This window comes from Brevibacillus sp. NRRL NRS-603 (genome assembly GCF_003013445.1).
GTDB lineage: Bacteria > Bacillota > Bacilli > Brevibacillales > Brevibacillaceae > Brevibacillus > Brevibacillus formosus.
Genome location: NZ_PXZN01000011.1, coordinates 270699 through 293284, shown reverse-complemented (window position 1 = coordinate 293284; position 22586 = coordinate 270699). Strand labels below are relative to the sequence as shown.

22 protein-coding genes are annotated in these 22586 nt (G+C 49.5%); all 22 read right to left on the bottom strand.

Going from position 1 to position 22586, the window contains the following annotated elements; translation table 11 throughout:
• Positions 1-25 precede the first annotated feature (25 nt).
• Entirely contained in the window at positions 26-1537 is a 1512-nt protein-coding gene (gene atpA / locus C7R94_RS07370) for a F0F1 ATP synthase subunit alpha (RefSeq protein WP_047069809.1), read from the bottom strand.
• A 43-nt stretch (positions 1538-1580) separates the two neighbouring features.
• Complete coding sequence (locus tag C7R94_RS07365) at positions 1581-2108, bottom strand: F0F1 ATP synthase subunit delta (RefSeq protein WP_106779515.1); 528 nt, start codon at positions 2106-2108, stop codon at positions 1581-1583.
• A complete protein-coding gene (atpF, locus tag C7R94_RS07360; protein WP_047069811.1) occupies positions 2105-2608 on the bottom strand; it encodes a F0F1 ATP synthase subunit B in 504 nt (167 codons plus the stop codon). Before atpF ends, C7R94_RS07365 begins: the two co-directional genes overlap by 4 nt.
• A 114-nt stretch (positions 2609-2722) precedes the next feature.
• On the bottom strand, positions 2723-2944 hold the full coding sequence (atpE, locus tag C7R94_RS07355; RefSeq protein ID WP_015893623.1) for a F0F1 ATP synthase subunit C: 222 nt from the start codon (positions 2942-2944) through the stop codon (positions 2723-2725).
• A 56-nt stretch (positions 2945-3000) separates the two neighbouring features.
• A complete protein-coding gene (gene atpB / locus C7R94_RS07350; protein WP_106779513.1) occupies positions 3001-3816 on the bottom strand; it encodes a F0F1 ATP synthase subunit A in 816 nt (271 codons plus the stop codon).
• Positions 3817-3883: 67 nt separating this feature from the next.
• Positions 3884-4252, bottom strand: coding sequence for an ATP synthase subunit I (locus C7R94_RS07345; protein WP_047069813.1), 369 nt, complete (start codon positions 4250-4252; stop codon positions 3884-3886).
• An 11-nt stretch (positions 4253-4263) separates the two neighbouring features.
• Entirely contained in the window at positions 4264-4473 is a 210-nt protein-coding gene (locus C7R94_RS07340) for an AtpZ/AtpI family protein (RefSeq protein WP_083995069.1), read from the bottom strand.
• A 137-nt stretch (positions 4474-4610) separates the two neighbouring features.
• Positions 4611-5801, bottom strand: a complete 1191-nt coding sequence (locus C7R94_RS07335; RefSeq protein WP_047069815.1) for an acetyl-CoA C-acetyltransferase — start codon at positions 5799-5801, stop codon at positions 4611-4613.
• Positions 5802-5948: 147 nt separating this feature from the next.
• Positions 5949-7937: an AraC family transcriptional regulator gene (locus tag C7R94_RS07330; RefSeq protein ID WP_106779510.1), complete on the bottom strand. Its 1989-nt coding sequence runs from the start codon at positions 7935-7937 to the stop codon at positions 5949-5951.
• A gap of 99 nt (positions 7938-8036) precedes the next feature.
• Positions 8037-8855 (bottom strand): malonyl-ACP O-methyltransferase BioC, encoded by an 819-nt coding sequence (gene bioC / locus C7R94_RS07325; RefSeq protein WP_106779508.1) that lies wholly within the window; start codon positions 8853-8855, stop codon positions 8037-8039.
• On the bottom strand, positions 8824-9561 hold the full coding sequence (locus C7R94_RS07320) for an alpha/beta hydrolase (protein ID WP_106779505.1): 738 nt from the start codon (positions 9559-9561) through the stop codon (positions 8824-8826). The genes bioC and C7R94_RS07320 overlap by 32 nt, the downstream gene beginning before the upstream one ends.
• Complete coding sequence (gene bioF, locus C7R94_RS07315) at positions 9558-10757, bottom strand: 8-amino-7-oxononanoate synthase (RefSeq protein ID WP_106779503.1); 1200 nt, start codon at positions 10755-10757, stop codon at positions 9558-9560. Before bioF ends, C7R94_RS07320 begins: the two co-directional genes overlap by 4 nt.
• Positions 10758-10770: 13 nt before the next feature.
• Complete coding sequence (gene bioB / locus C7R94_RS07310; RefSeq protein ID WP_106779500.1) at positions 10771-11766, bottom strand: biotin synthase BioB; 996 nt, start codon at positions 11764-11766, stop codon at positions 10771-10773.
• Positions 11767-11786: 20 nt separating this feature from the next.
• Entirely contained in the window at positions 11787-12506 is a 720-nt protein-coding gene (bioD, locus tag C7R94_RS07305) for a dethiobiotin synthase (protein ID WP_106779497.1), read from the bottom strand.
• Between the two features lies 1 nt (position 12507).
• Positions 12508-13893, bottom strand: coding sequence for an adenosylmethionine--8-amino-7-oxononanoate transaminase (gene bioA / locus C7R94_RS07300; RefSeq protein WP_106779494.1), 1386 nt, complete (start codon positions 13891-13893; stop codon positions 12508-12510).
• Positions 13894-14312: 419 nt separating this feature from the next.
• The gene (locus tag C7R94_RS07290; protein ID WP_106779489.1) at positions 14313-17477 is read right to left on the bottom strand and encodes a phosphodiester glycosidase family protein; all 3165 of its coding nucleotides are present in this window, start codon (positions 17475-17477) and stop codon (positions 14313-14315) included.
• A gap of 222 nt (positions 17478-17699) precedes the next feature.
• Positions 17700-18848: a non-hydrolyzing UDP-N-acetylglucosamine 2-epimerase gene (wecB, locus tag C7R94_RS07285; RefSeq protein ID WP_047069824.1), complete on the bottom strand. Its 1149-nt coding sequence runs from the start codon at positions 18846-18848 to the stop codon at positions 17700-17702.
• Positions 18849-18866: 18 nt separating this feature from the next.
• Positions 18867-19496: a uracil phosphoribosyltransferase gene (gene upp, locus C7R94_RS07280; protein ID WP_047069825.1), complete on the bottom strand. Its 630-nt coding sequence runs from the start codon at positions 19494-19496 to the stop codon at positions 18867-18869.
• Between the two features lie 180 nt (positions 19497-19676).
• The gene (locus C7R94_RS07275) at positions 19677-20927 is read right to left on the bottom strand and encodes a serine hydroxymethyltransferase (RefSeq protein ID WP_047069826.1); all 1251 of its coding nucleotides are present in this window, start codon (positions 20925-20927) and stop codon (positions 19677-19679) included.
• A gap of 19 nt (positions 20928-20946) precedes the next feature.
• Positions 20947-21516 carry a TIGR01440 family protein gene (locus C7R94_RS07270; RefSeq protein ID WP_047069827.1) on the bottom strand — a complete coding sequence of 190 codons (570 nt, stop codon included), beginning with the start codon at positions 21514-21516 and terminating at the stop codon, positions 20947-20949.
• Entirely contained in the window at positions 21517-21972 is a 456-nt protein-coding gene (gene rpiB / locus C7R94_RS07265; RefSeq protein ID WP_007725502.1) for a ribose 5-phosphate isomerase B, read from the bottom strand.
• A 140-nt stretch (positions 21973-22112) separates the two neighbouring features.
• The gene (locus tag C7R94_RS07260; protein ID WP_047069828.1) at positions 22113-22583 is read right to left on the bottom strand and encodes a low molecular weight protein arginine phosphatase; all 471 of its coding nucleotides are present in this window, start codon (positions 22581-22583) and stop codon (positions 22113-22115) included.
• Positions 22584-22586: the final 3 nt, after the last annotated feature.

The following is a 22586-nucleotide window of genomic DNA, read 5'->3' as shown; positions in this document are numbered from 1 at the left end:
CATCTGATGTCTATCAGGTTAACGATTAGCGAGTTACCGAAAAGCCTTTTTTGAACTCTTCGATCGCTGCGTTGAATTCTTTTTCATCTGGAAGGTCTTTCGTTGTGCGGATGTGCTCCAACAGTTGCGGTTTGTTGGAATCCAAGAAAGACAACAGCTCTTTCTCAAAGCGGCGCACTTCTGCTACTGGAATGTCATCCAGGTAACCTCTTGTAGCGCTATAAATAGAAGCAACTTGCTTCTCAACAGGCATTGGATCGAACTGACCTTGTTTCATGATTTCCATCAAGCGCTCACCACGGGTCAGACGAGCTTGGGTCGCTTTGTCCAGATCGGAACCGAACTGAGCAAACGCAGCCAACTCACGGTATTGAGCCAACTCGAGCTTGAGTGGACCTGCTACCTTTTTCATCGCCTTGATTTGCGCGGAACCACCTACACGGGATACGGAAAGACCGGTGTTAACCGCTGGACGTTGACCTGCGTTGAACAAGTCTGTCTCCAGGAAGATCTGACCGTCCGTGATGGAGATCACGTTGGTTGGAATGTATGCGGAAATGTCACCCGCTTGGGTTTCGATGAATGGCAGAGCCGTAATAGAACCAGCGCCCAGATCATCAGACAGTTTCGCAGCGCGCTCCAGCAAGCGGGAGTGCAAGTAAAATACGTCACCAGGATATGCTTCGCGACCTGGAGGACGACGGAGCAAGAGGGACATTTCGCGGTATGCAGCAGCCTGTTTGGACAGGTCATCGTATACGCACAGAACGTGTCCGCCTTTGTACATGAAGTACTCACCCATTGTTACACCTGTATATGGAGCCAGGTACAACATAGGAGCTGGGTCAGACGCAGTAGCAGAAACGATGATTGTGTAATCCAGAGCCCCTGCTTTACGCAGAGTTTCTACGATGTTTGCAACGGTGGATTGCTTTTGACCGATTGCAACGTAGATACAAATCATGTCTTTACCTTTTTGGTTGATGATCGTGTCGAGCGCCACTGCTGTTTTACCAGTTTGGCGGTCACCAATGATCAACTCACGCTGTCCACGACCAACTGGAATCATCGCGTCAATCGCTTTGATACCTGTTTGGAGTGGCTCGTGTACGGATTTACGCGCCATAACGCCAGGAGCTGGGCTCTCGATTGGACGGAAACCGTCATTTGCGATAGGGCCTTGACCATCGATTGGTTGACCCAGTGGGTTAACAACGCGGCCGAGCAGCGCTTCCCCTACTGGAACTTCCATAACGCGGCCGGTACGTTTTACAGTATCGCCTTCCTTAATGTCGCGGAAAGGTCCCATAATAACGACACCCACGTTATCTTCTTCCAAGTTGAGTACCATACCCATTACGCCATTTTGGAACTCGAGAAGCTCCCCTTGCATGGCCTTTTCCAAACCGTGAACACGAGCAATACCGTCACCTACTTGGATGACTGTGCCTACATCCACAACTTCGATTTCAGATTTAAAGTTAGCGATCCGCTCTTTAATGAGGGAGCTAATCTCTTCTGGTCTGATTGCACTCACTTAATTCACCCCATTCATCCAACTTCTTAAAAGCCATCGAACTTTACGCTTTTTGCGCAAAGGTTTCCAACTTCGTTTTCAGGCTGCCATCGTACAGACGGTCGCCAATTTTGATAATAACGCCGCCGAGAATCGCTGGATCTACGACTGCTGTCATACGCAGCTTTTTATTCAGCGTTTGACCGAACTTCTCAGCCAGCTCATTTTGCTCTTCAGTAGAAAGCGGCTTTGCACTTGTCACAATCGCATCTGCAAATCCACGAGCTTCGTTCGCCAGTTGTACAAAAGAACGGTAGATATCAACCAGATCAACTTCGCGTCCGTTCTCAATCAGGACGTTCAGAAAATTAAAGGTTTCTTCCCCTACATGGCTTTTGAACAATTCGTCAGCGAGCGTAGCTTTCGCATCTGCTGCGATGTGCGGGTGCAGCATGATCTTTTTCAGATCTTCATTGCCTTCAACCGCTTCCACGATCGCACCCAGGTCAGCTTCTACCTGATCAATCTTGCTACGTTCACTCGCTACTTCAAAGAGGGCACGAGCATAACGTTTACCTACTGCGCTACTCATAGGCGATCTCCCACTTGTGCGAGAAATTTGTCAACAGTAGATTTTTGAGCTGCTTCGTCCAGTTCTTTCTCGATGATCTTGGAAGCCAAGAGCACGGACAGGCTGGTCATTTGCTCACGCAGTTCGAGTTTTGCTTTTTCCACTTCGCGTGCCAGTTCAGCGCTTGCTTCCGCTTTCATACGCTCGGATGCAGCTTGTGCTTCTGTCACGATTTTGGTTGCTTCATCAGACGCTTGCTTTGTAGCGCGGTCAATGATTGCTTTCGATTCTGCACGCGCTTCATCCAGCACGCGACGTTGCTCAGCCAGAAGAGCTTCCGCTTCAGTGCGGTTCTTCTCAGCCGAGGAGATTTGACTTTCGATATGCTGACGACGTTTTTCCATGATCCCTACGATCGGGCCCATAGCTAATTTACGAACAAGCAGCAACAACAACAAGAACACAATTGCCTGGGTTAACAGCGTTCCCCATTCCAGGGATACCGCTCCAAAGTCGAGCATTCGTTTCACTCCTTCCTGCGAAAAGAAAGATGTATCATCAAGGTTATTAATTGTCTTTGTCAAAAATATAGGCGGGTATCAAGTGCCCGCCTATTGTTACTAAATGCTCGCTGATTACAGGCGACCGAAGAGAATGAAACCGATCGCTACAGCGATGATCGGAACTGCCTCTACCAGACCAAGACCCAGGAACATGAGACCCATCAGGCTACCACGTGCTTCTGGTTGACGAGCTACGCCTTCAATTGTACGAGAGATTACCAAAGAGTTACCAATCGCTGCGCCAAGAGCAGCCAGACCAAATACGATACCAATTGCAAGAGCCAAACCTTCCATTGTTTAAAAACCTCCTTAGTGTTTAAAAGCGAAGATAAAATCGGGTAAGCACAAAATTAGTGTTCTTCATTCACCTGCTGTGACAAGTAAACCATCGCCAGCGTTGTGAAAATGAATGCCTGTACGGAACCGACGAACACTGAGTAGCCCAGCCACAGGAACAACGGAATGCTTCCGAAGATCCCAACACCAAGCAGGAAGGCAATCAAAACCTCACCCGCAAAGATGTTACCGAATAGACGCAAAGGCAGCGTCAACGGCTTGATGATGAACTCCTCCAGAATGTGAATCGGGTTCAGGAACGTATGTTTCAACCATCCGCCGAAGCTCTTCTTGATGCCCAGATAGTGAGCGTAGAGAAGAACGATGAACGCCAGAGCGAAAGTTACGCTAGGAGTCGCTGTTGGCGATTTCCACCAGCCAATGACAACGCCATGCGAGGATGGATCGGTAGAGTTCAGCTCTTCTTCAAGCTTGGCCATCTTTTGTTGCTTCATTTGTTCATTCGTGGAAGCCGTCAACATGTCTTTAACCTTTTCACTTACTTGATGGTCAGGACCGTTGTGGTGAGCCGTGTTTACGTTAAATACGAGACCCAGTTGGTTTCCAAGGAAAATGTAAAGGAACAAAGTGAGTGCCAGCGAGACAAAGCCCGCAGCCTTCTTCGGTGTGATGTAGCTTTTTGTAATGCCGGTAACGAAGTCCACAATCCATTCCATCACGTTTTGCGCGCCGCTTGGAGTTGCGGAGGTCAGGTTGCGGGTCATCCCGATACACAGCAAAAGCACCACCAGAGAGGTAACCAAAATCATGAGAATAGTGGAGATGTCAAATACCATGCCCAACCATTCAAACCGCAGAGAATAATGCATGTATTTCACCCCTTTCTTCCGCGCGAGTCTATTGCTTACGTACGTGTAAAGAAAAAATATCTACTATCTATTTAAAGGAGCGATACACAAATAGGAAACTGAGAATCTGAAAGAGGAATAAACCTATCAACACGCCACCGATTCCAAACAAATGAGGAAAACGCATTGTCAAAAAAACTGCAAAGCCTGCCACAGCCAGTCGCTGCAACATTCCAGTTCCTTTTGGCCGGACATTTGGATCAACAGCCATCTGACCAATACGCCAGGTTTTGCTGAATAGGACCGTGCCATTCACCAAACTGCAGACCATCCCAAGCAGGAGGCTTTGTAAAAAGAAACGATACGATGGCAACACCGCCCAGAGTATCGAGGCCGTTGCCATACAGAAAAAGGCATAGCGAAACGTGGATCGCATTGCCGAAGAAAACGTTTGCATGTTCCATCTCCCTAGAGGTAACCGCGAACGATGCGGTAGACGCTGTACACGCCTATTCCTAATCCCGCGAGCAGTCCAACCATCAAAAAAAGCGGATTGGTTGAGAAAAAGCCATCCAGGTATTTTCCCAGAAGGACTCCCGAAATCACGCAAACGGCCATATCGACACCGATCAGGGTGACCAACGTGATCGCTCGCCACGGATTATCCAATTTCGACACAGAGTAACATTCTCCTTTCATACATAAGGAGAGGGCTGGTGTCAAGTGCCCCTTTGCCCTCATTCATATTAACGAAGAATTATTCCCTTTGTCAACGTTCGGCTCAGTCTGTACACAAAGCGTTCACATTTTAAAATTTAAATTTTCTCGACAATTGTAGAGACCCCTTGTCCACCGCCGATGCAAAGGGTAGCTAACCCATATTTTACCCCTTCGCGCTTTTGCAATTCATGCACGAGCGTGACCAAGATTCTCGCGCCACTCGCACCAATTGGATGTCCCAAAGCAATGGCTCCGCCATTGACATTCAGCTTCTCGCGATCAAAGCCTAGTGCTTTGCCAACAGACAGCGATTGGACGGCAAAAGCTTCATTTGCTTCGATCAAGTCTATATCAGCAATCGACAGACCCGCTTTTTCCAGTACGCGTTTGGTCGCAGGAACTGGACCGTACCCCATGATGCTCGGATCAACACCTGCACTCGCATTGGCTACGATACGGGCGAGAGGCTTCACACCCAGCTCTTCTGCCTTTTCGCGTGTCATAATCAATAGAGCCGCTGCTCCATCATTGATGCCAGATGCATTCCCAGCAGTCACAGTTCCATCCTTTTTAAATGCAGGCTTCAGTTTGCCTAGTGCTTCGGCTGTCACACCAGCACGCGGGAATTCGTCTACGGCAAACAGCACCGGATCACCCTTGCGTTGCGGGATCGGAACCGGTACGATTTCTTCCTGAAAACGACCACTAGCGAGCGCTTGCTGAGCCTTTTCCTGGCTCCACGCTGAAAATTCATCCTGCTCTTCGCGTCCAATTTCGTATTTGGTGCAAAGGTTCTCCGCTGTAATGCCCATGTGGTAGTCGTTGAAAGCACACCACAGTCCGTCGCGAATCATGGAGTCTACTACTTTCTGGTCTCCCATTCGGTAGCCTGAGCGTGCACCTTCCATTAAATATGGTGCCTGGCTCATATTCTCCATCCCACCAGCCAAGACAACTTCTGCCTCACCTGCAAGGATTGACTGCACAGCCAGATGAACGGCTTTTAGACCTGAACCACAAACCTTGTTGATTGTCAGGGAGGGAACCTCATGAGCAAGGCCCGCGTGAATAGAAGCCTGGCGCGCCGGGTTTTGACCCAAGCCTGCTGACAGTACGTTCCCCATAATCACTTCATCGACCGCATCTTTGGAAACACCAGCACGCTCCAGGGCTGCTTCCAGTACAATCCCGCCCAGCTTTGTCGCGCTGACACCTGCAAGCGTTCCTTGAAAGCTACCTATAGCAGTGCGCACAGCACTCGCAATGACGATTTCTCTTTGACTCATCTTCCACACACCCCTCGAATACACAGGATAGGCAACCTTCTTAAGATTCCATCTTTTTGTGATAATTCCTGCCAAGAAATCGCTTTCTTTTCCAATTTATAAAAAAACGTCACTGCTCTTAGGAGAGCGAGTGACGGTCTGTATGATTTATAGAAGCGCTTCTGCAATTTCATCGACGATATTGTTGATGGCAATCGGGCCGTAATAGGCAATCCAAACGGTTGTGTTTACCTCGTACACCTTATTTTCCTTGGCTGCTTTTAGCCCCTTCCAAATGGAGCTGTTTTTGAATTCGTCCGTTAATGCTTGATTCGCTTTGTCCGTTACGACAAATAAGTGATCGGCATTTACCTCTGGCAGCACTTCCAGAGAAATCATCGTAGCTGTATCAGATTTATCCATCGCTGGCTTGGGAGGAGTCAGTCCCAAATCGGAATACAAGATAGCAGCCGTACGGTGTTCAACTGTGTGCAGTCGAATGGCATTATCACGTGGACGAATAAGTGCTACGGACTCACCCTTGAGCTTGGTTGCGAGCTCTGCTTTCAATTTGTTCGTTTTTTCTTGATAGTCTTTTACGATTTTCTCAGCTTCTTGTTCCTTTTCGAGAATTTTCCCGAATGTAAGCAGTGTATCCCGCCAGTCTTCGTTTCGACCAAACATGATGGTTGGAGCGATTTTGGACAGGTTATCATAGATTTTATCCTGGAACTCCGTGCAAATAATCAAGTCAGGCTCCATAGCCACGACCGCTTCCGAATTTGGCTCGTCCTTTGTCCCTAGTACATGTACATCTTTTAGCTTGTCCATGAGATACTCGGGAAACTTTGTTCCATCCCCCGTTGTAATCACACTTCCCGCAGGCAGCTCGCCCAAGGCCAGCATTTGATCTGCGTATTGCGTATCCAGCACAGCGATTCTGACTGGTTTAAAATCAAGCGTCAGCTCGCCTTTCATGTGCTTGATAGTACGCGTCTCACTTTTCTTCACTTCTTGATTCGCGCTAGGTTGCATAGTATTCGACTGTGTCGCTACCTGTTTTGAGGCGCCTGTTGCTGTACTTCCAGAATTACTAGTATTCGTACCGCCACCTGAGCAGGCTCCCAGCAGCAAGGTAAGGCTCAGCATCAGGTTCAGCGCCAGCATCGCTTTTGTGCTCTTATACATCGGTACGGCTCCTCCATCTCTTGAATGCGGATGATTTTGATTTTCATTTTCAATGTGATCATTATATTTCCACAGCTTTTGACCAGCAATGGAATATCGCGACAAGAGTGATGGACTTTGGCGACGAATTTCCGATGTCAGCGGATTTTCCTTATACATAGAAGGGGAGAAGCCTGTATATTTCTTAAAAATCCGACTGAAATAATAGCTGTCTGCATAACCTACTGATTCCGCTACCTCTTTTAGTCCCAAATTCGTTTGACGCAGTAGTTCCTGCGCTTTTTGAATGCGCACTTGGATCAAATAGTCGATAGGGCCGACCTCTAGTTGGGCTTTAAAGGTGCGTTGCAGGGATCGGGGGCTGCAGTTTAAGAGCGTGGAAAGATCCTCGAGCGTGAAAGTCTCTGCATAATGCTCCTCGATATACCTGACGGCCTGAACGACCAAATTCGGTACCGTTACCCCGATTCCTTGCGACTGCATCTGTGCCATTAGCTCACATACGAGTTGATAAAGCAAAGCCTTGGCTCGCAGCTTGTCCAGGTTGCCGTTCTGATTCCATGCTTGCTGCATACGTGATATTGCGACAAATACGTTTGCCTGATGCATGGGAGTAAAGCCGTATTGGATGTGAAAAGGTTGTGTTTTCTCCAGTAAACGTAGCAGCTCCTGCCGGCAAGGAAACGGCAAATGAGCTTTGTATAAAATCAGATAGTATTCCAGCTCATCCTTTATTTCCTCAATATCCACGTAAGTACCTTTGCCAGCATGGGTAATATAGCAATTCTTGATAGCATGCACATTCCCGTCAAGCCGAATCAGACCACTGCCTCTCACCGAAAATAGAAAGGCACTGGCCGGCAATTGGTAGGATCGCAGCTTCTCTCCGGCTCGCATGACGATATGCCGTACATCATGTAATCGGACACTTGCCTGGTTCCATAGAAAAATATGATCATCTACGTTCATTGTCCCACAGTCAACTCCTTGATAGCCCTCCCATCGTTCTTCTATTCATTCTATTTGATAACCATTCTCATTTCTATAACAAAAATTATTGAAAACACACTACATAGATGAAACTGCACGAACGTAAATAACTTCGTAGGTGACAGGGATGCCCGTCTCTCTTTTATACGTCTGCTCATAGTAACGAATCATTTCTGCAAGGAGTCTTCTGCGCCCAATACCGCTTCCTTGCTCCATACTTGCACTGGCGCCCACCGCTTTCACGGCATGCAAGAAATCCCGTACTCCCGGGTAAGTTAGCCGTTCATATTTCCTTATGATCTCTATATCCGTAAATCCTGCTTGCTCCAATTGCTCGCGCCAATCACGTGCAGAGAGAAACTCCAAGCCATGGCGTACACCCTTTTCCCCCAAAATCGCATGAGCATTCGCAAACGAATCATGCAGCTCCCAAAAAGTATCGGGTCCAAATGTTGAAAAAACCAAAGGTGCTCCAGTCTTCAGGATTCTTCCCAATCCTTTTAGCGTATGCGCTGGCTTGGCAAACCACTGAAAACACGCTCCTGAAACGATCAAATCCTTTGACTTCGCCTGTTGTTCCCAAACCCATTCTTCAGCATCGGCTTGAGAAAACGAACAACTCAGGCCGTGCTGCTCCAGATTGTTCTTCGCCTGCTCCAACATGCCTGATGCAATCTCTATTGCTTCGTAATGGGCAGCAGAAAAATGGCTGCGAATAACGCGGGTTAACCTCCCTGTCCCACAGCCAACCTCTACAATGTTTCGCACCTCGTTCTCGTTCGCTATCTCTGTAACCATTTGGCTCAAATGGTCGGCCATCTTCTTTTGCACGAGTGCGTATTTTTCGTATGAGACAGCCTTCTCACTAAATCGGCTGCTGATTGCCCTCTTTTGCAAGCTGCTCCACCATCCTCTTTAGCGATTCTCCTACAACCTCCGGAACAAATACATGCGGAGCATGACCACAGTCAGGAATTTGCACGAAATGGGCACCTGCAAGGCTACTCGCCAGTTCTTCTCCGGCTGCGAACGAACAAATAGCATCCTCCGTTCCATGAATGACGAGAGTGGGAGTAATCAGCGAAGACAGGGACGATCGGCAATCCTCTTCTTCTAAAAAGGTCAAGCCCGCAATCAACGCCTCCGTACTCCACTTCTGGCTATTCAGTCTCTCGTGCAAATCTGTTTGTTCACGCTCTCCTGGTGTTAGCATCTGTTTGACAAATCCGTCCATTACCCGCTCGCGTGCTACGGAAAGCTGCCTTTTCATCCTTTGCAAAACAACAGGATGCCACCCTTTGCGAAGGTCATGCTGTTCGCACGTAAAGCGAGCTGTGGTGCCGATCAAAACAAGTCCTGAGACCGGGTATTGGGCAGCGAGGCGTATCCCGAGCATCCCTCCCATAGACCACCCCACTACAATCAGCTCCTGCACCGCTAGAGAGCGGACTTCCTCTTCTACTCTCTCGAAGAATTGCGAGGAATCCGTGACGTCTGAATAAGTAGGACTGATGTGCTGATAGGAAGGAAACTGTGAGCGAACTGCATCCCAGCTGCAATCTGGCATTCCCCACCCGGTTAGCCACAGCATCACTTTTCTCACGATATCGTTTCTCCTTTGTGAAGCTCGTCTCTGATTTCGCTCACTTGCTCGCAAGCCCACTCCAGCTCTTCGCGCGTATGGGCAGCCATCACCGTAAAACGGATACGCGCAGTTCCTGCTGGCACAGTAGGAGGTCGAATCGCCACTGCTGCAATCCCTCGCTGCCGAAGCCTTTTGCTAAATTGGAGAGTCCATTCATTCTCCACTAACGTGAGCGGGATGATTGGCGTATCTTCTTCGTCTACGGTAAACCCGCGTGAGCGAAGCAACTGGCGAAACATGAGCGCATTCTGCCTCACTGCTTTTCTTCGCCAAGAGTCTGTTTGCACCAAAGACAACGCCGCCAGATTCGAGCCAATCACCGCAGGGGGCAGAGCTGTGGAATAGACCAGCGAGCGCGCTTTTGTCATCAAATAACGAATGATGATCTCATCTGCGCATACGTATGCCCCATAAACACCAAATGCCTTGCTGAAGGTCCCCATCAAAACATCGACTTGTCCGGCGATGCCCAGCTCGTGGCACAAGCCCTGCCCTTCTTCACCACGCACTCCCCCTGCATGGGCTTCATCAACCATCAGCATGGCATCGTAACGATCTCGCAGTTGTACCAATTCAAGAAGAGGGGCTTTATCACCGTCCATGGAGAATATGCTGTCCGTGACGATCCACTTCCGTCTTGTATCCTGGTGCTTTTTCAGCAAAAATTCCAGATGTTCCATGTCGTTATGTCTGTATCGAAAATGCTCCGCCCGACTGAGCACGATCCCATCTACAATGCTGGCGTGATTCAACCGATCACTAAAAACAGCGTCGCCTCTTCCAGCAAGCGCTGCAAGTACCCCTGTATTTGCCTGATAGCCGTTTGCAAAAACAAGCGCCCCTTCTCTCTCTTTCCACGCCGCCACTTGTTGTTCAAGCTCGTCGTACAACGCGAAGTTGCCATGGACGAGGCGAGAGGCAGTTCCTCCTGCCCCCCACTCCTCTGCCGCCATCTTGCCAGCTTCCACGATTCGTCGATCATGGGCCAAGCCCAAATAGTTGTTCGATGACAGATTTAATAATGGTTTCCCTTCGACTTGAATCCACGTGCCTGCGCGATCACCGGCTGACTCTACGGTGTTCCATTCTCTTGCCAACGATTGTTTGCGCAATGAATCGTATTCTTCTTCCAGCCATTTGTAGCGCTTCTTCATAACTGATACTGTCCTACAGCGCACACAGCTCGATTTCAAACCCGAGGTCTTCAATCATCTGATGGTCTGTCGTGATTTCTTGCCCGGGGGTCGTCAAATAGTCGCCCACGAACAACGAGTTGGCTGCATACAAGGAAAGGGGCTGCAAGGTGCGCAAATTCACTTCGCGACCACCCGCAACACGAATTTCTTTATCCGGGCAAATAAATCGGAACAAGGCGAGAACACGAAGAGCTTTCATTGCCGGGGTACGTCCTTTATCCTCCAACGGGGTTCCTTGAATCGCATTTAAAAAATTGATCGGGATGGAATCTGCGTCGAGATTGCGCAGGGCAAATGCCATTTCGACGATCTCCTCATCGCTCTCCCCCATGCCGATAATCACGCCTGCGCATGGCGACATCCCTGCTCTTTTCACGGTATCCACTGTCTGTACACGCTGATCGTACGTGTGCGTTGTCGTAATCGCTTCGTAATGGTTACGACTCGTGTTGAGATTATGGTTGTAGCGGTGAACACCTGAATCTTTTAGGCGCGTTGCTTGTTCATCGCTTAAAATCCCTAAACACGCGCAAATTTTCAATGGCATCGTCTCACGAATTTCTTTGACTGCTTCGATGACTTGGCCCAGCTCTTTTTCCGTGGGACCACGTCCTGAAGCGACAATACAGTATGTACCTGCCTTTCGATTCATGGCCTCTCGCGCACCTGCGAGCAATGTCTCCTTGTCCAGCATCGTGTACTTGGATACAGGAGCATTCGAAACAATCGACTGCGAGCAGTAACCGCAATCCTCTGGGCATAGGCCGCTCTTGGCGTTGATGATCATATTCAGTTTGACCTTTTTCCCGAAAAAGTGCTTTCTGACGCGAAAAGCTTCGTTCATAACCAGCAGCAGCTGATCATCTGGCGCTTGCAACACCTTCATAGCCTCTTCCTGCGTAAACTCTTCTTTGGCAATCGCTTTATGAGCGTATTCCTTCCAATCCAGACAGGTGCTTTGCTTCATTTTCTCGTCTCTCCTTCTTTTTATTTATGGCTCCACTGACACAACTGTCCGATGTCTACACATTCGTGGATTAGCTGTGTCAACTGCTGGCGCCCTAACGGTTGGTCGATCCATGGAAGTACGCCCCATACAGGGACTCCCCCATAGCTCTCAATCATGCTCGCGTTTGTTTTGACACTCTCATCGATAACACCCGCTGAGTTGTTTTGATTCAGAATGACACCTGCAACCTCGATCCCGAGTTCCCGTGCATACCAAACGGATAAGAGCGTATGGTTAATCGTACCGAGCCCAGCCCGAGCCACGATGAGCATTGGCAGATTCAGTCGAGCAGCAAGATCCGCCATCGTTTCGGTTGGAGTCAATGGAACAAGCAGACCACCGGCTCCTTCGACGAGGAGTGCCGGATAACGTTCCATCAGAGGGCGCCCGCAAGCGATTACTTCCTCCATAGTCAAGCTTTTCCCCTCTGCTTCCGCAGCCAGAAAAGGGGTAAGCGGTGCCTCAAAACAGAGCGGGGCTATCTCCTCACACGCGTCAGTCACTCCGCTCCACGCTCTCAAGCACATAGCGTCACTGCCCTCATCATGTGCTCGTGCTCCTGACTGGACTGGCTTCCAAACCCCTATGTCCACTCCTGTCTCACGCAACACGGATGCGATTCCGGCAGTCACAACCGTTTTGCCTACCCCTGTATCTGTTCCTGTAATGAACAATCCGGAAAAGGGGCGATCAGCCATATCAATCACTCCTCGTATCACCTGTCGTTACGTCCTGAATCGATTCCGCCAAAATCCGAATCATGTCAGCCAATTCTTCGGTTGTAGAGACAAGCGGAGGGATAAAAACGATGACGTTGCCCAACGGCCGTGTCAAAAGCCCTTTTTCTCTCGCTACCTGACAGACACGTACACCGATCCGCTCATTCCAGTGATAAGGCTCCTTGGTCTCTTTATCTCGAACCAGCTCGATTCCCGCCATCAAGCCTTTTTGCCGGATATCTCCTACATGAGGCAGGTCACGAAGTGGCTTTAGCAATTGATCCAAATCGATTGCTTTTTTTGCTACTTGTTGAACGACTCCGCGCTCCTCCATCAGCCGCAGGTTGGCGAGAGCGACTGCACAGCCGAGTGGATTTCCTGTGAACGAATGTCCATGAAAGAAGGTTTTCTGTTCCTCATAGTCGGCGAAAAAAGCATCATAAATCTGCTCGGTTACTAAGGTAGCCGCTACTGGCAAATACCCTCCCGTTAGCCCTTTCGCAACCGCCATGATGTCTGGCACGACCCCATCATGCTCACAAGCGAACATTTTGCCCGTGCGTCCAAATCCTGTCGCTACTTCGTCTGCGATCAGCAATACATCATGGGCACGCAACAGCTCCGCGATTTTTTTCAAGCAACCGTCTGGCATGATAATCATGCCGCTTGCTCCCTGCACGACAGGCTCAACGATCATCGCTGCAATCTCATGAGCTCTTTCCCGAAGCAAACTTTCCAGACTGCTCAATGTGGCCTGAACGGCTGCTTCTTCGCCGCCTTGCCGGTATGGATAAGGATATGGAATGACATGCGGAGAAAAGAGCAGTGGCTTGTAGACCTGATGGTAGAGAGGAATGGCTCCCACACTGGTAGCTCCAATCGTATCCCCGTGATAGGCATTGTTCATCGTGATAAACGAATGCTTATTGGTCTGCCCGCGATTTTGCCAGTATTGGAACGCCATTTTCAGTGAGATTTCGACCGCGGTTGCCCCGTTGTCAGAGTAAAAGACCTTGCCCAATCCTTTTGGAGCGAGGTGGATCAGCTTTTCCGCTAATAAAATGGATGGGACGTTTGCCATGCCGAGCAAGGTAGAGTGGGCAATCTGGTCGAGCTGCTCTGTGATCGCCTGATTCAGCTCGGGAACATTGTGGCCATGGACGTTCAACCACACGGAGGAAAAGCCGTCGTAATAAGCCTTGCCGTTCACATCGAACAGCTTGATCCCTTCTCCTCTCGCAATAATCAGTGGCTCCTGTGCGACGTAGTCTTTCATTTGGGTGAAGGGATGCCAAACGTATTGCTTGTTTTTGGCAGAGAGCTCTGCATAACTATTTAACAACCGAATCACAACCTTGGTTAACATATATTTGTTAACCGTTATTTTAAAATGGTTAACCTATTTTGGCAAAGCTTTTTTCTCGACTTTGAAAAATTAGCAAGATCGAAGAAGGCTCTTCTGGTTTGAGTCAACATAGTGGAGGAGAAGAAAAAGCGCAGTTCTCTTCGACTCTGACACGCCCGCAATGGGGATTCACTGTCCGTCTCCACTTCCAAAAGGGGACCGTCGAGCCAAAGCCACCCTACGGGCGGAAGGTTCTCAAGGAAGAAGTGTTCGACAAGCGTGGTCCCCTTTTGGAAGTTCCGACTAGGTAGGCGTTGTCAAGGTCTACGAGCTCTGCGCTTTTTCTTCTCACCAGCTTTGTCAGCTCATCGATATCTTCTAAAACTCAAAAAGGTCAAGCTCCTCTTCGTTAGAGGAGCTTGACCTTTTTTATTCCGATTCTATTTAACTTGATGTAGGATCCGATAAAGCGCTACGACACACACTGCTCTCGTCGTCGGTTTATTCGGCTGATAATTTCCTCCAACTGGATCAATCAGACCAAGTCCGACCATGTTGTTGATGGATGTGGTTGCCCAGGATGGCCAGGTCCCTTTATCGGAGAGCTTTTTCGTCGCTCCCTTTTTATTCACGAGACGATCGAGAATGACTGCGGCCTCTGCGCGAGTCACCGGCTGATCCGGACGGAAGGTGTTATCGTTATAACCCTTCACCAGGCCTTTGGAAACAGCAACCTGTACAGCACCTTGTGCATAGGAAGGCACCTTATCCTTAAATTTCAGCTTTGGTGAGGAAGGAAGCTCCCATTCAAAAGTGCGCGCGAGCAGGGTGACGAACTGTGCTCTTGTCAAAGAAACCTCTGGGCCGAACGTCGTCTCCGTCAAACCCTTCACGTAGCCCTTTTCCGCCATGTAGGTGATTTCTGCCTTGGCGGGATGCTTCGCGATATCTGTGAATCCTGCGCTGCTCGTACCTGCATTGTCCAAGTAGTACGGAATATACTTGCCGTAGCTATTGACTTCGTATACCCACTGACCTTGAGCATTCATGGTTCCCAGAAGCGGATCTAAAGTATTGTTCACTTGGTTTACGTACAAGAGTCCAACGCCTTTTCCAGCGAGCCATTGCTTCGGTGCCAAGGTCAACTGAATCGACGAAGTGGAAATTGCGTCCTCTTGTCCTGCTTTTAGTTCGCCCGGTTTAATCGTAAACGAATAATCAGCAGGTACATATCCTGGCATTGGCTGGGTCACGATCGACTCCACATCAATCAGCGCACTATCCAGGTAAGATGCAGTATTTGCAAAGGAATAATGGAGATCGAGCTCCGCCCCGAGGGACATGCTGCCTGGCAGTTCAGGGACAACGGCTACATCGCTTGGTTGACCTGACTGGTTGCCCAAGAGGAGCGAGAATTCGTCCATGTACAGTGTTCCTTTGTCATGTGTAATGCCATCATTGGCTTGGTCAACGACATACACACTCTTCAGTTGCAATGGATAGGCAACATTGCTCGGGAAGTAGCCTTTCACTTGCTTCCAGCCTGTCCAATTGATCTCTTTTGCCAGATCGACGTAGACTGGCTTGCCGTTTGCATCGACTACTTCTGCACGGAGCCAATGTCCGCTGTTGTCACCATTGACCCACAATCCCAATCCGAGCGGCTTGCCAGGGATGGTCACAGGTTTCGCTCCCAGAACGCCGTACGAAATCCGCATGTTATTCGCTGGTGCTCCAGAGAAGTTGTACACCAGCTTCGCTGCCTTTTTCGTGCGGAATGTCTGATCGGAGACGAGCGCGAACGAACCAGCCGAACTGATGCTGGATGGATTTGCCGCATGGTACATGCCAGCCTGATTATCGAACGTGAGCCATGGCTGCTCAAATTGTCCAACGGCAAATGGTACGGTTGTCGCCACGCCATCATACGTAATCGTCAGGTTTCCGTTACCTGGCTCATTGCTTGCTACCAGTTGCAGATTGTCGTTAATCGTCGCTACAGAAGAATCGACACTCGCTTTTACGCTAAGTGGCGTCGCTTGTACGGTTGAGCCCTTTTTCGTTTTGATTTTGACATCGAGATGAAGGGACTGTCCCGGTGCAATCGTGATCGGATTCGGGGAAACGATGATTTGCTGAACATCGTTTCCGGAAATGACTTGAATGTCTTTATTTTGCGTCACATTGCCCAATCGCGCAGTCAATGTGATCTTGCCGGAGCGAGCTGGTGTGAAGTGCTTGCCATTTACGGAGCCCGCTTCGGACTGACTAGCATCCCAACTCACATCGCCTGCATTGATCGCATACGGCAGGTAATGAACGTCATAACCTTTGGATGCGCTGAGCGGGATAGATTGTCCGATAAGCACATCTGCCGGTACATCGATTTGGAAGCCTTTCAACTCTCCAGCAGGTGCCGTGTTGTATACGGCCAGTCCAGTAGGTACGCGACGCTCAGCACCGCCGCTCGGCTTATTCGCCAGATTGGCGTGTGTCTCACCCAGCATGCGAGCTGCCATGGTCGTAGAGCCGCCACCGTCAAAGTTTACAGCCCGATAAGAGCCGAGCTCCGCCATGATTTTTGCCAGCTCGTCCAAATAAACGCCTTGGCTCGCATCGATCGTGACCATGTACAAGGTCTTCCCGTCCTGGGAAACTCCGACCGATGTGCGTGCCGTCTTGTTGATGATGGACTTGTCCGCTTGAAAGGAAGTGAGCGCTTTCCCTTGATCAACCAAAATCACATTGCCGCCTACCGCTTGCTTTAGGTTGAGTGTCTGTGGTGTCGTTTGGTACTCAACCACTGCAGTAGCGCCTACTGGGAAGTTTTGTTTGAGGAATGCTCCTGCTGCTCCATGTCCCCAAAGGACATAGCCGTTGTAAGGTATGTATACGCCAGGTTGATTCACACGAACTTCTTTGGCTACGTTGTCTACAAACAGAATCTCGACGACATCTTTGTAGCCCGGTATCGTCCCCAAGCTGGTTTTGCCAAAGGAAGGGGTATAGACGTTCAATTGGTTCTGGTGACTTTTTCGTGAATCACTCGGGTTGTACTCTTCCTTGTTGACACCCTGAATCGAATAGGTAGCGCCATTAGGAGCAGTAACCTTGCCGCCAAAGCCAAACTTGTCGACGATGGCCATCTTGTCTCCAGTCAAGCCCAGCGCGTACCAGTAGGAGACCAAGCCCATGGAAGATATGAGTTCATCGTCTTTCATGACAATACCAAACGGCGCTCCCCGCTTGGACATGTTAAAAAAATCGGCATTGATCGCTGCTACAGCTCCGGTTTCACGCGCCATTTGTGTAACCGTCTGCCTGTCTGTCAGCTTGCCTTTCGTTCCGTATACCGGTTTGACCTCAACGTAAGGATTATTCAGATCAACCTTGGTTACCATGATCGTGACTACTTGATTGGCAAATGATTTCGTATATTTCTGCAAAGTGGTCCCCTCACCAATTGGGGTTTGCCACATCATATTCAATGCACTGGTTTCCGCTCTGGCGTGTGCGACATTGGTCGCAAACGGCACAAACGGAACAAAAGCTCCCCAGGCCATGGTCGTGGCCGTGAGCAGCGTCACTATCCTTTGCGCTCTCATGTTGGTAACTCCTCTCCGTATTCCAAACTCTGTCTTTCTACCATCTAAGCCAAGCAACTAAATATTAGACGCAAAAGGTCATGGATAGTTTCGCCAATTCTCTCGATTCCCTATTAGAAAAACATACCAAATCGTCAGTCACTAAAACCAAAAAATCCCTCTACAACAAGAAACCCGCCCGGTTTTGACGAACGGTACCTGGCGGGTTTTCCTAGCTGTATGTTACTGACCTGGTTGGAAAGGCTCTGGTTGTTCAGCTCGCAAACCAAAATGATAGAGGATTGCTTCTACGATACGACGGGAAGCCTCGCCATCCCCGTACGGGTTGACAGCGTGTGCCATCGCATCGTAAGCCGATTGGTTGGTCAGCAATTCTTTTGCCATTGCATACACTTGCTCTTCGTCGGTACCCACGAGCTTCAACGTGCCTGCTTCAATCCCCTCAGGGCGTTCTGTCGTATCGCGCAGAACCAGGACTGGTACGCCAAGAGACGGCGCTTCCTCTTGTACCCCGCCGGAATCGGTCAGGATGAGATGAGCACGACGAGCAAAGTTGTGGAAATCAAGGGCATCCAATGGTTCGATCAACGAAATGCGATCGTGGTTTCCGAGAATCTCCTGCGCCACTTCTTGTACAGCAGGATTCAAGTGAACCGGATACACAACTGCAATCTCAGGATGCTCGTCAACCAGTCTTCGAACTGCACGGAAAATACGGCGCATTGGCTCGCCCAAATTTTCGCGGCGATGTGCCGTCATCAGTACCAGCTTCTGACCAGCTACGCGATCAAGCACCGGATGCGTGTAATCCTCGCGAACCGTTGTTTTCAACGCGTCAATCGCTGTGTTTCCTGTCACGTAGATGCTCTTTTCCGGCTTTGCTTCGCGACGAAGATTGTCAGCCGATCCATTGGTCGGAGAGAAGTGAAGGTCAGCCATTACACCTGTCAACTGACGGTTCATCTCTTCCGGGAACGGCGAGTACTTGTCCCATGTGCGCAAGCCCGCTTCCACGTGGCCAATCGCGACTTGATTATAAAAAGCAGCCAGACTCGCCACAAAAGTGGTTGTCGTATCCCCGTGTACGAGAACAATGTCCGGTTTTACTTCCTTCATCGTTTCATCCAGGCTCTCCAATGCGCGAGTGGTCACACCCACCAGCGTTTGGCGATCCTTCATGATGTTCAAATCAATGTCTGGTTGAATATCAAAAATGTCCAAAACCTGATCGAGCATTTGACGATGCTGAGCCGTCACGCAAACGACCGATTCAATCTGTTCGCTGTACTTGTTCAATTCATGGACAAGTGGCGCCATTTTAATCGCTTCCGGACGTGTGCCGAATACCGTCATTACTTTTACAGTTTTCATCCGTTTTTCCCTCTCCGACTACTTCGTGCCGTACAAGCGGTCACCCGCATCGCCCAAGCCTGGCACGATGTATCCATGGTCGTTTAAATATTCGTCAACAGCCGCTACGTAAATATCTACATCAGGATGTTCGTCCTGAACTAGCTTGATGCCTTCTGGAGCAGCGATGAGGCACATCAGTTTCAAGTTTTTCGCTCCACGTTTTTTCAAAGCAGTAAGAGCGGCAACAGCAGAACCACCAGTCGCCAGCATCGGGTCAGTTACAATCAACTCACGCTCAGCAACATCGGATGGCAGCTTCACATAATACTCAACAGGCTGCAGGGTTTCCGGATCGCGGTAAAGACCCACGTGTCCTACTTTGGCAGCAGGGATCAACCTCATCAGGCCATCCACCATACCAAGACCAGCACGAAGAATCGGTACCAACCCTACTTTTTTACCAGCAATTACATTCGACTGACAGGTAGCCACTGGCGTTTCGATCGTAGTTTCCTCCAACGGCATATCACGGGTAATTTCATAGCCCATTAGAGTAGTCACTTCATCTACCAGTTCGCGAAATTCCTTGGTCCCTGTATTCTTGTCACGAATATACGTAACTTTATGCTGAATCAGCGGATGGTCAAACACATATACACGGCTCATGTCATTTCCTCCGTTTCCCTATCAATACATCCTTTCTATAATAGCTGGTGAGAGTTGAGCCGTCAATTTGCCTAATCTTCGTACTTTTTGCCTTCCTTGACCCCTGGCAACAGCCGGGAAGTAAAGAAAAGCAGACCCCTATGGGAAAATTTCCACTGGGTCTGCTTCTCGTTGCCTTGCTTAGATATTCAAGCCTTCATACATCGGGAAGCGTTGGCACAAAGCTGCCACACGTTGGCGTGCTTCCTCGTGCTTCGCAGCATCCTCTGGATTTTTCAATGTCAGAGCGATAATCGCTGCTACTTCTTTCATTGCTTCCTCATCAAAACCGCGGCTTGTAACTGCTGGCGTACCCATGCGCACACCGCTTGTAACAAACGGGCTTTGTGTATCGTAAGGAATCGTATTTTTGTTCGTTGTAATGCTTACTTCGTCCAGCAGATGCTCAGCTACTTTACCAGTCAGGCCGATTTTGCTTACATCAACCAATACGAGGTGGTTATCCGTTCCGCCGGAAACAAGCGTCAGACCTTCAGCAGTCAGTGCCTCAGCAAACGCACGAGCATTCTTGATGATGCGATTTGCGTAATCCTTGAATTCTGGTTGCAGGTTTTCGCCGAAGGCAACCGCTTTTGCTGCGATGACATGCATCAACGGACCACCTTGAACGCCTGGGAATACGGATTTGTCGATGCCCTTCGCGAATTCTTCCTTGCACAAAATCAAACCGCCGCGCGGTCCACGCAGAGTCTTGTGCGTCGTAGAAGTAACAAAATGTGCATGCGGCACTGGATTTGGATGCAGACCTGCCGCAACCAGACCAGCGATGTGCGCCATGTCGACCATGAAGTACGCGCCCACTTCATCCGCGATCTCACGGAATTTAGCAAAATCAATCGTACGTGGATAGGCACTCGCCCCACAAACGATCAGTTTTGGCTTGTGCTCCAATGCTTTTGCACGAACAACTTCATAGTTGATCAGGTGAGTATCTTCATCTACACCGTAGTCAACGAAATTGTACAGAGTACCGGAGAAGTTTACTGCACTACCATGCGTCAAGTGACCACCGTGGGACAGGTTCATTCCCAATACGGTGTCGCCTGGCTGAAGAATCGTGAAGTATACTGCCATGTTCGCCTGAGCACCGGAGTGTGGTTGTACGTTTGCATGCTCAGCGCCGAAAATTTCTTTTACGCGGTCGCGCGCGATGTTTTCCACGATATCCACATACTCGCAACCACCGTAATAGCGGCGGCCTGGGTAACCTTCTGCGTATTTGTTCGTCAAAACGGTTCCCATTGCTTCCATAACTGCGCGGCTTACGAAGTTTTCAGAAGCAATCAGCTCAATCTTGTCGCGTTGTCTTCCGAGCTCCAATTGAATGGCTTCCATTACTTGTGGGTCTTGTTTACGTAAAAAATCTAGCATAGTAGTTTCTCCTCCTCTTTTACGTGCAGCTTTCATTTGGTGGTGTTTTCTCATACACGGCGCGCGGTCCGCCAATCAGCTTGGGACGTGTGCGGGCTGCCGTAACATGTGCTTGTCCAACGAGACGCAATGTCGGACGAACCGGTACTGCCACATGCTTCAGATGCATGCCGATAAGCGTATGGCCGATATCTATGCCTGCATGCGCGCGAATGTGCTCTACAACGGCTGCATCCGTGAACTGTGTAAATGCATGCGCAGCCATAGAGCCTCCAGCAGTCGGAACGGGAACAACCGAGACCTCTTCCAGTCCGTATCGCAACGCAACATCGCGCTCGACGACTAGAGCCCTGTTCAAATGTTCACAACATTGAAAGGCAACAGCAAAGCCGCGTTTCTCTACAACAGATTGGATCCCGCGATACAAAGCTTTCGCTACATCTTGGCTGCCAGCTTTTCCAATATGCTCCCCGAGCACCTCGCTGGTACTGCACCCAATCACCATAAGCTGTCCAGCTTTCAGCTCCGCCAAATCGGCTACTTCTTCGACAATTTCACTGATTTGTTTTTCGATAGCGGATAAATCCACTTACTTCACTCCCGCATGCTTCGCTTCAATTTGGGAAATCTTTTCCACACGGCGCTCGTGGCGACCACCTTGAAACTCTGTTTCCAACCAAATTTTCACGATATCAAGCGCAAGACCCGGTCCAATGACCCGCTCACCCATCGCCAACACATTGGTGTTGTTATGCTCACGGGTTGCGCGTGCAGAAAACGTATCATGCACAAGTGCACAACGGATGCCTGGAACCTTGTTGGCTGCGATCGACATGCCGATACCTGTTCCGCAAACGAGAATGCCTCGATCAAACTCCCCCGCTGCCACCTTTTCCGCTACTGGCAAAGCATAATCGGGATAATCAACCGATTCCTCGCAGGTGCAGCCGAAGTCTTCCGTTTGGATGTTCATGGAGGCCAGCAGAGTCTTGATCTCCTCTTTTAGCTTGTATCCACCGTGATCAGCAGCAAGTGCTACTTTCATCTGTCATCCCTCGCTTGTCTCATAATCTTCGTCTAGTATACATCAAAAAGTCATAAGTAAAAAGTGAACATTTTTATCAAGTCACTAAAAAATTGTTCGTACTCTCACAAAAAACAAGGCCCTGGCTATACACCAGCACCCTATTCATCCACTGATTTACGAAGAGCTGGGTCCTTGAGCATCAATGAGAGCCTTTCCAGTGACTCTTCGATTTCTTCGGCACACCTGCGATAATCCATCAGTGATCCCCCATATGGGTCAGCAATATCACTAAAGCCTTCTATCCCCACGAACTCTTGTAGGGTATGCACCTTTTCAGCGGCTGAGGGGAAATACGTCAAGATCGCGCGCTTGTGACCGTGCGTCATCGTCAAAATGACATCAGACCATTCAATCAACCCATCGTCTACCTTGCTGGCCTTGTGATCGTGGGCAATTCCTCGCTCTTCTAATACTTGTTTGGCGTGCAAGGAGGCATCCTGACCGGCAAATGCCGCCACGCCAGCTGAGCGTATTTCAAGCCCCTGTCCGTCTGTCTTCGCACGGAACATCGCTTCTGCCATTGGGCTTCGGCACGTATTTCCCGTACAGACGAAAAGTATCCGTTTCACGTA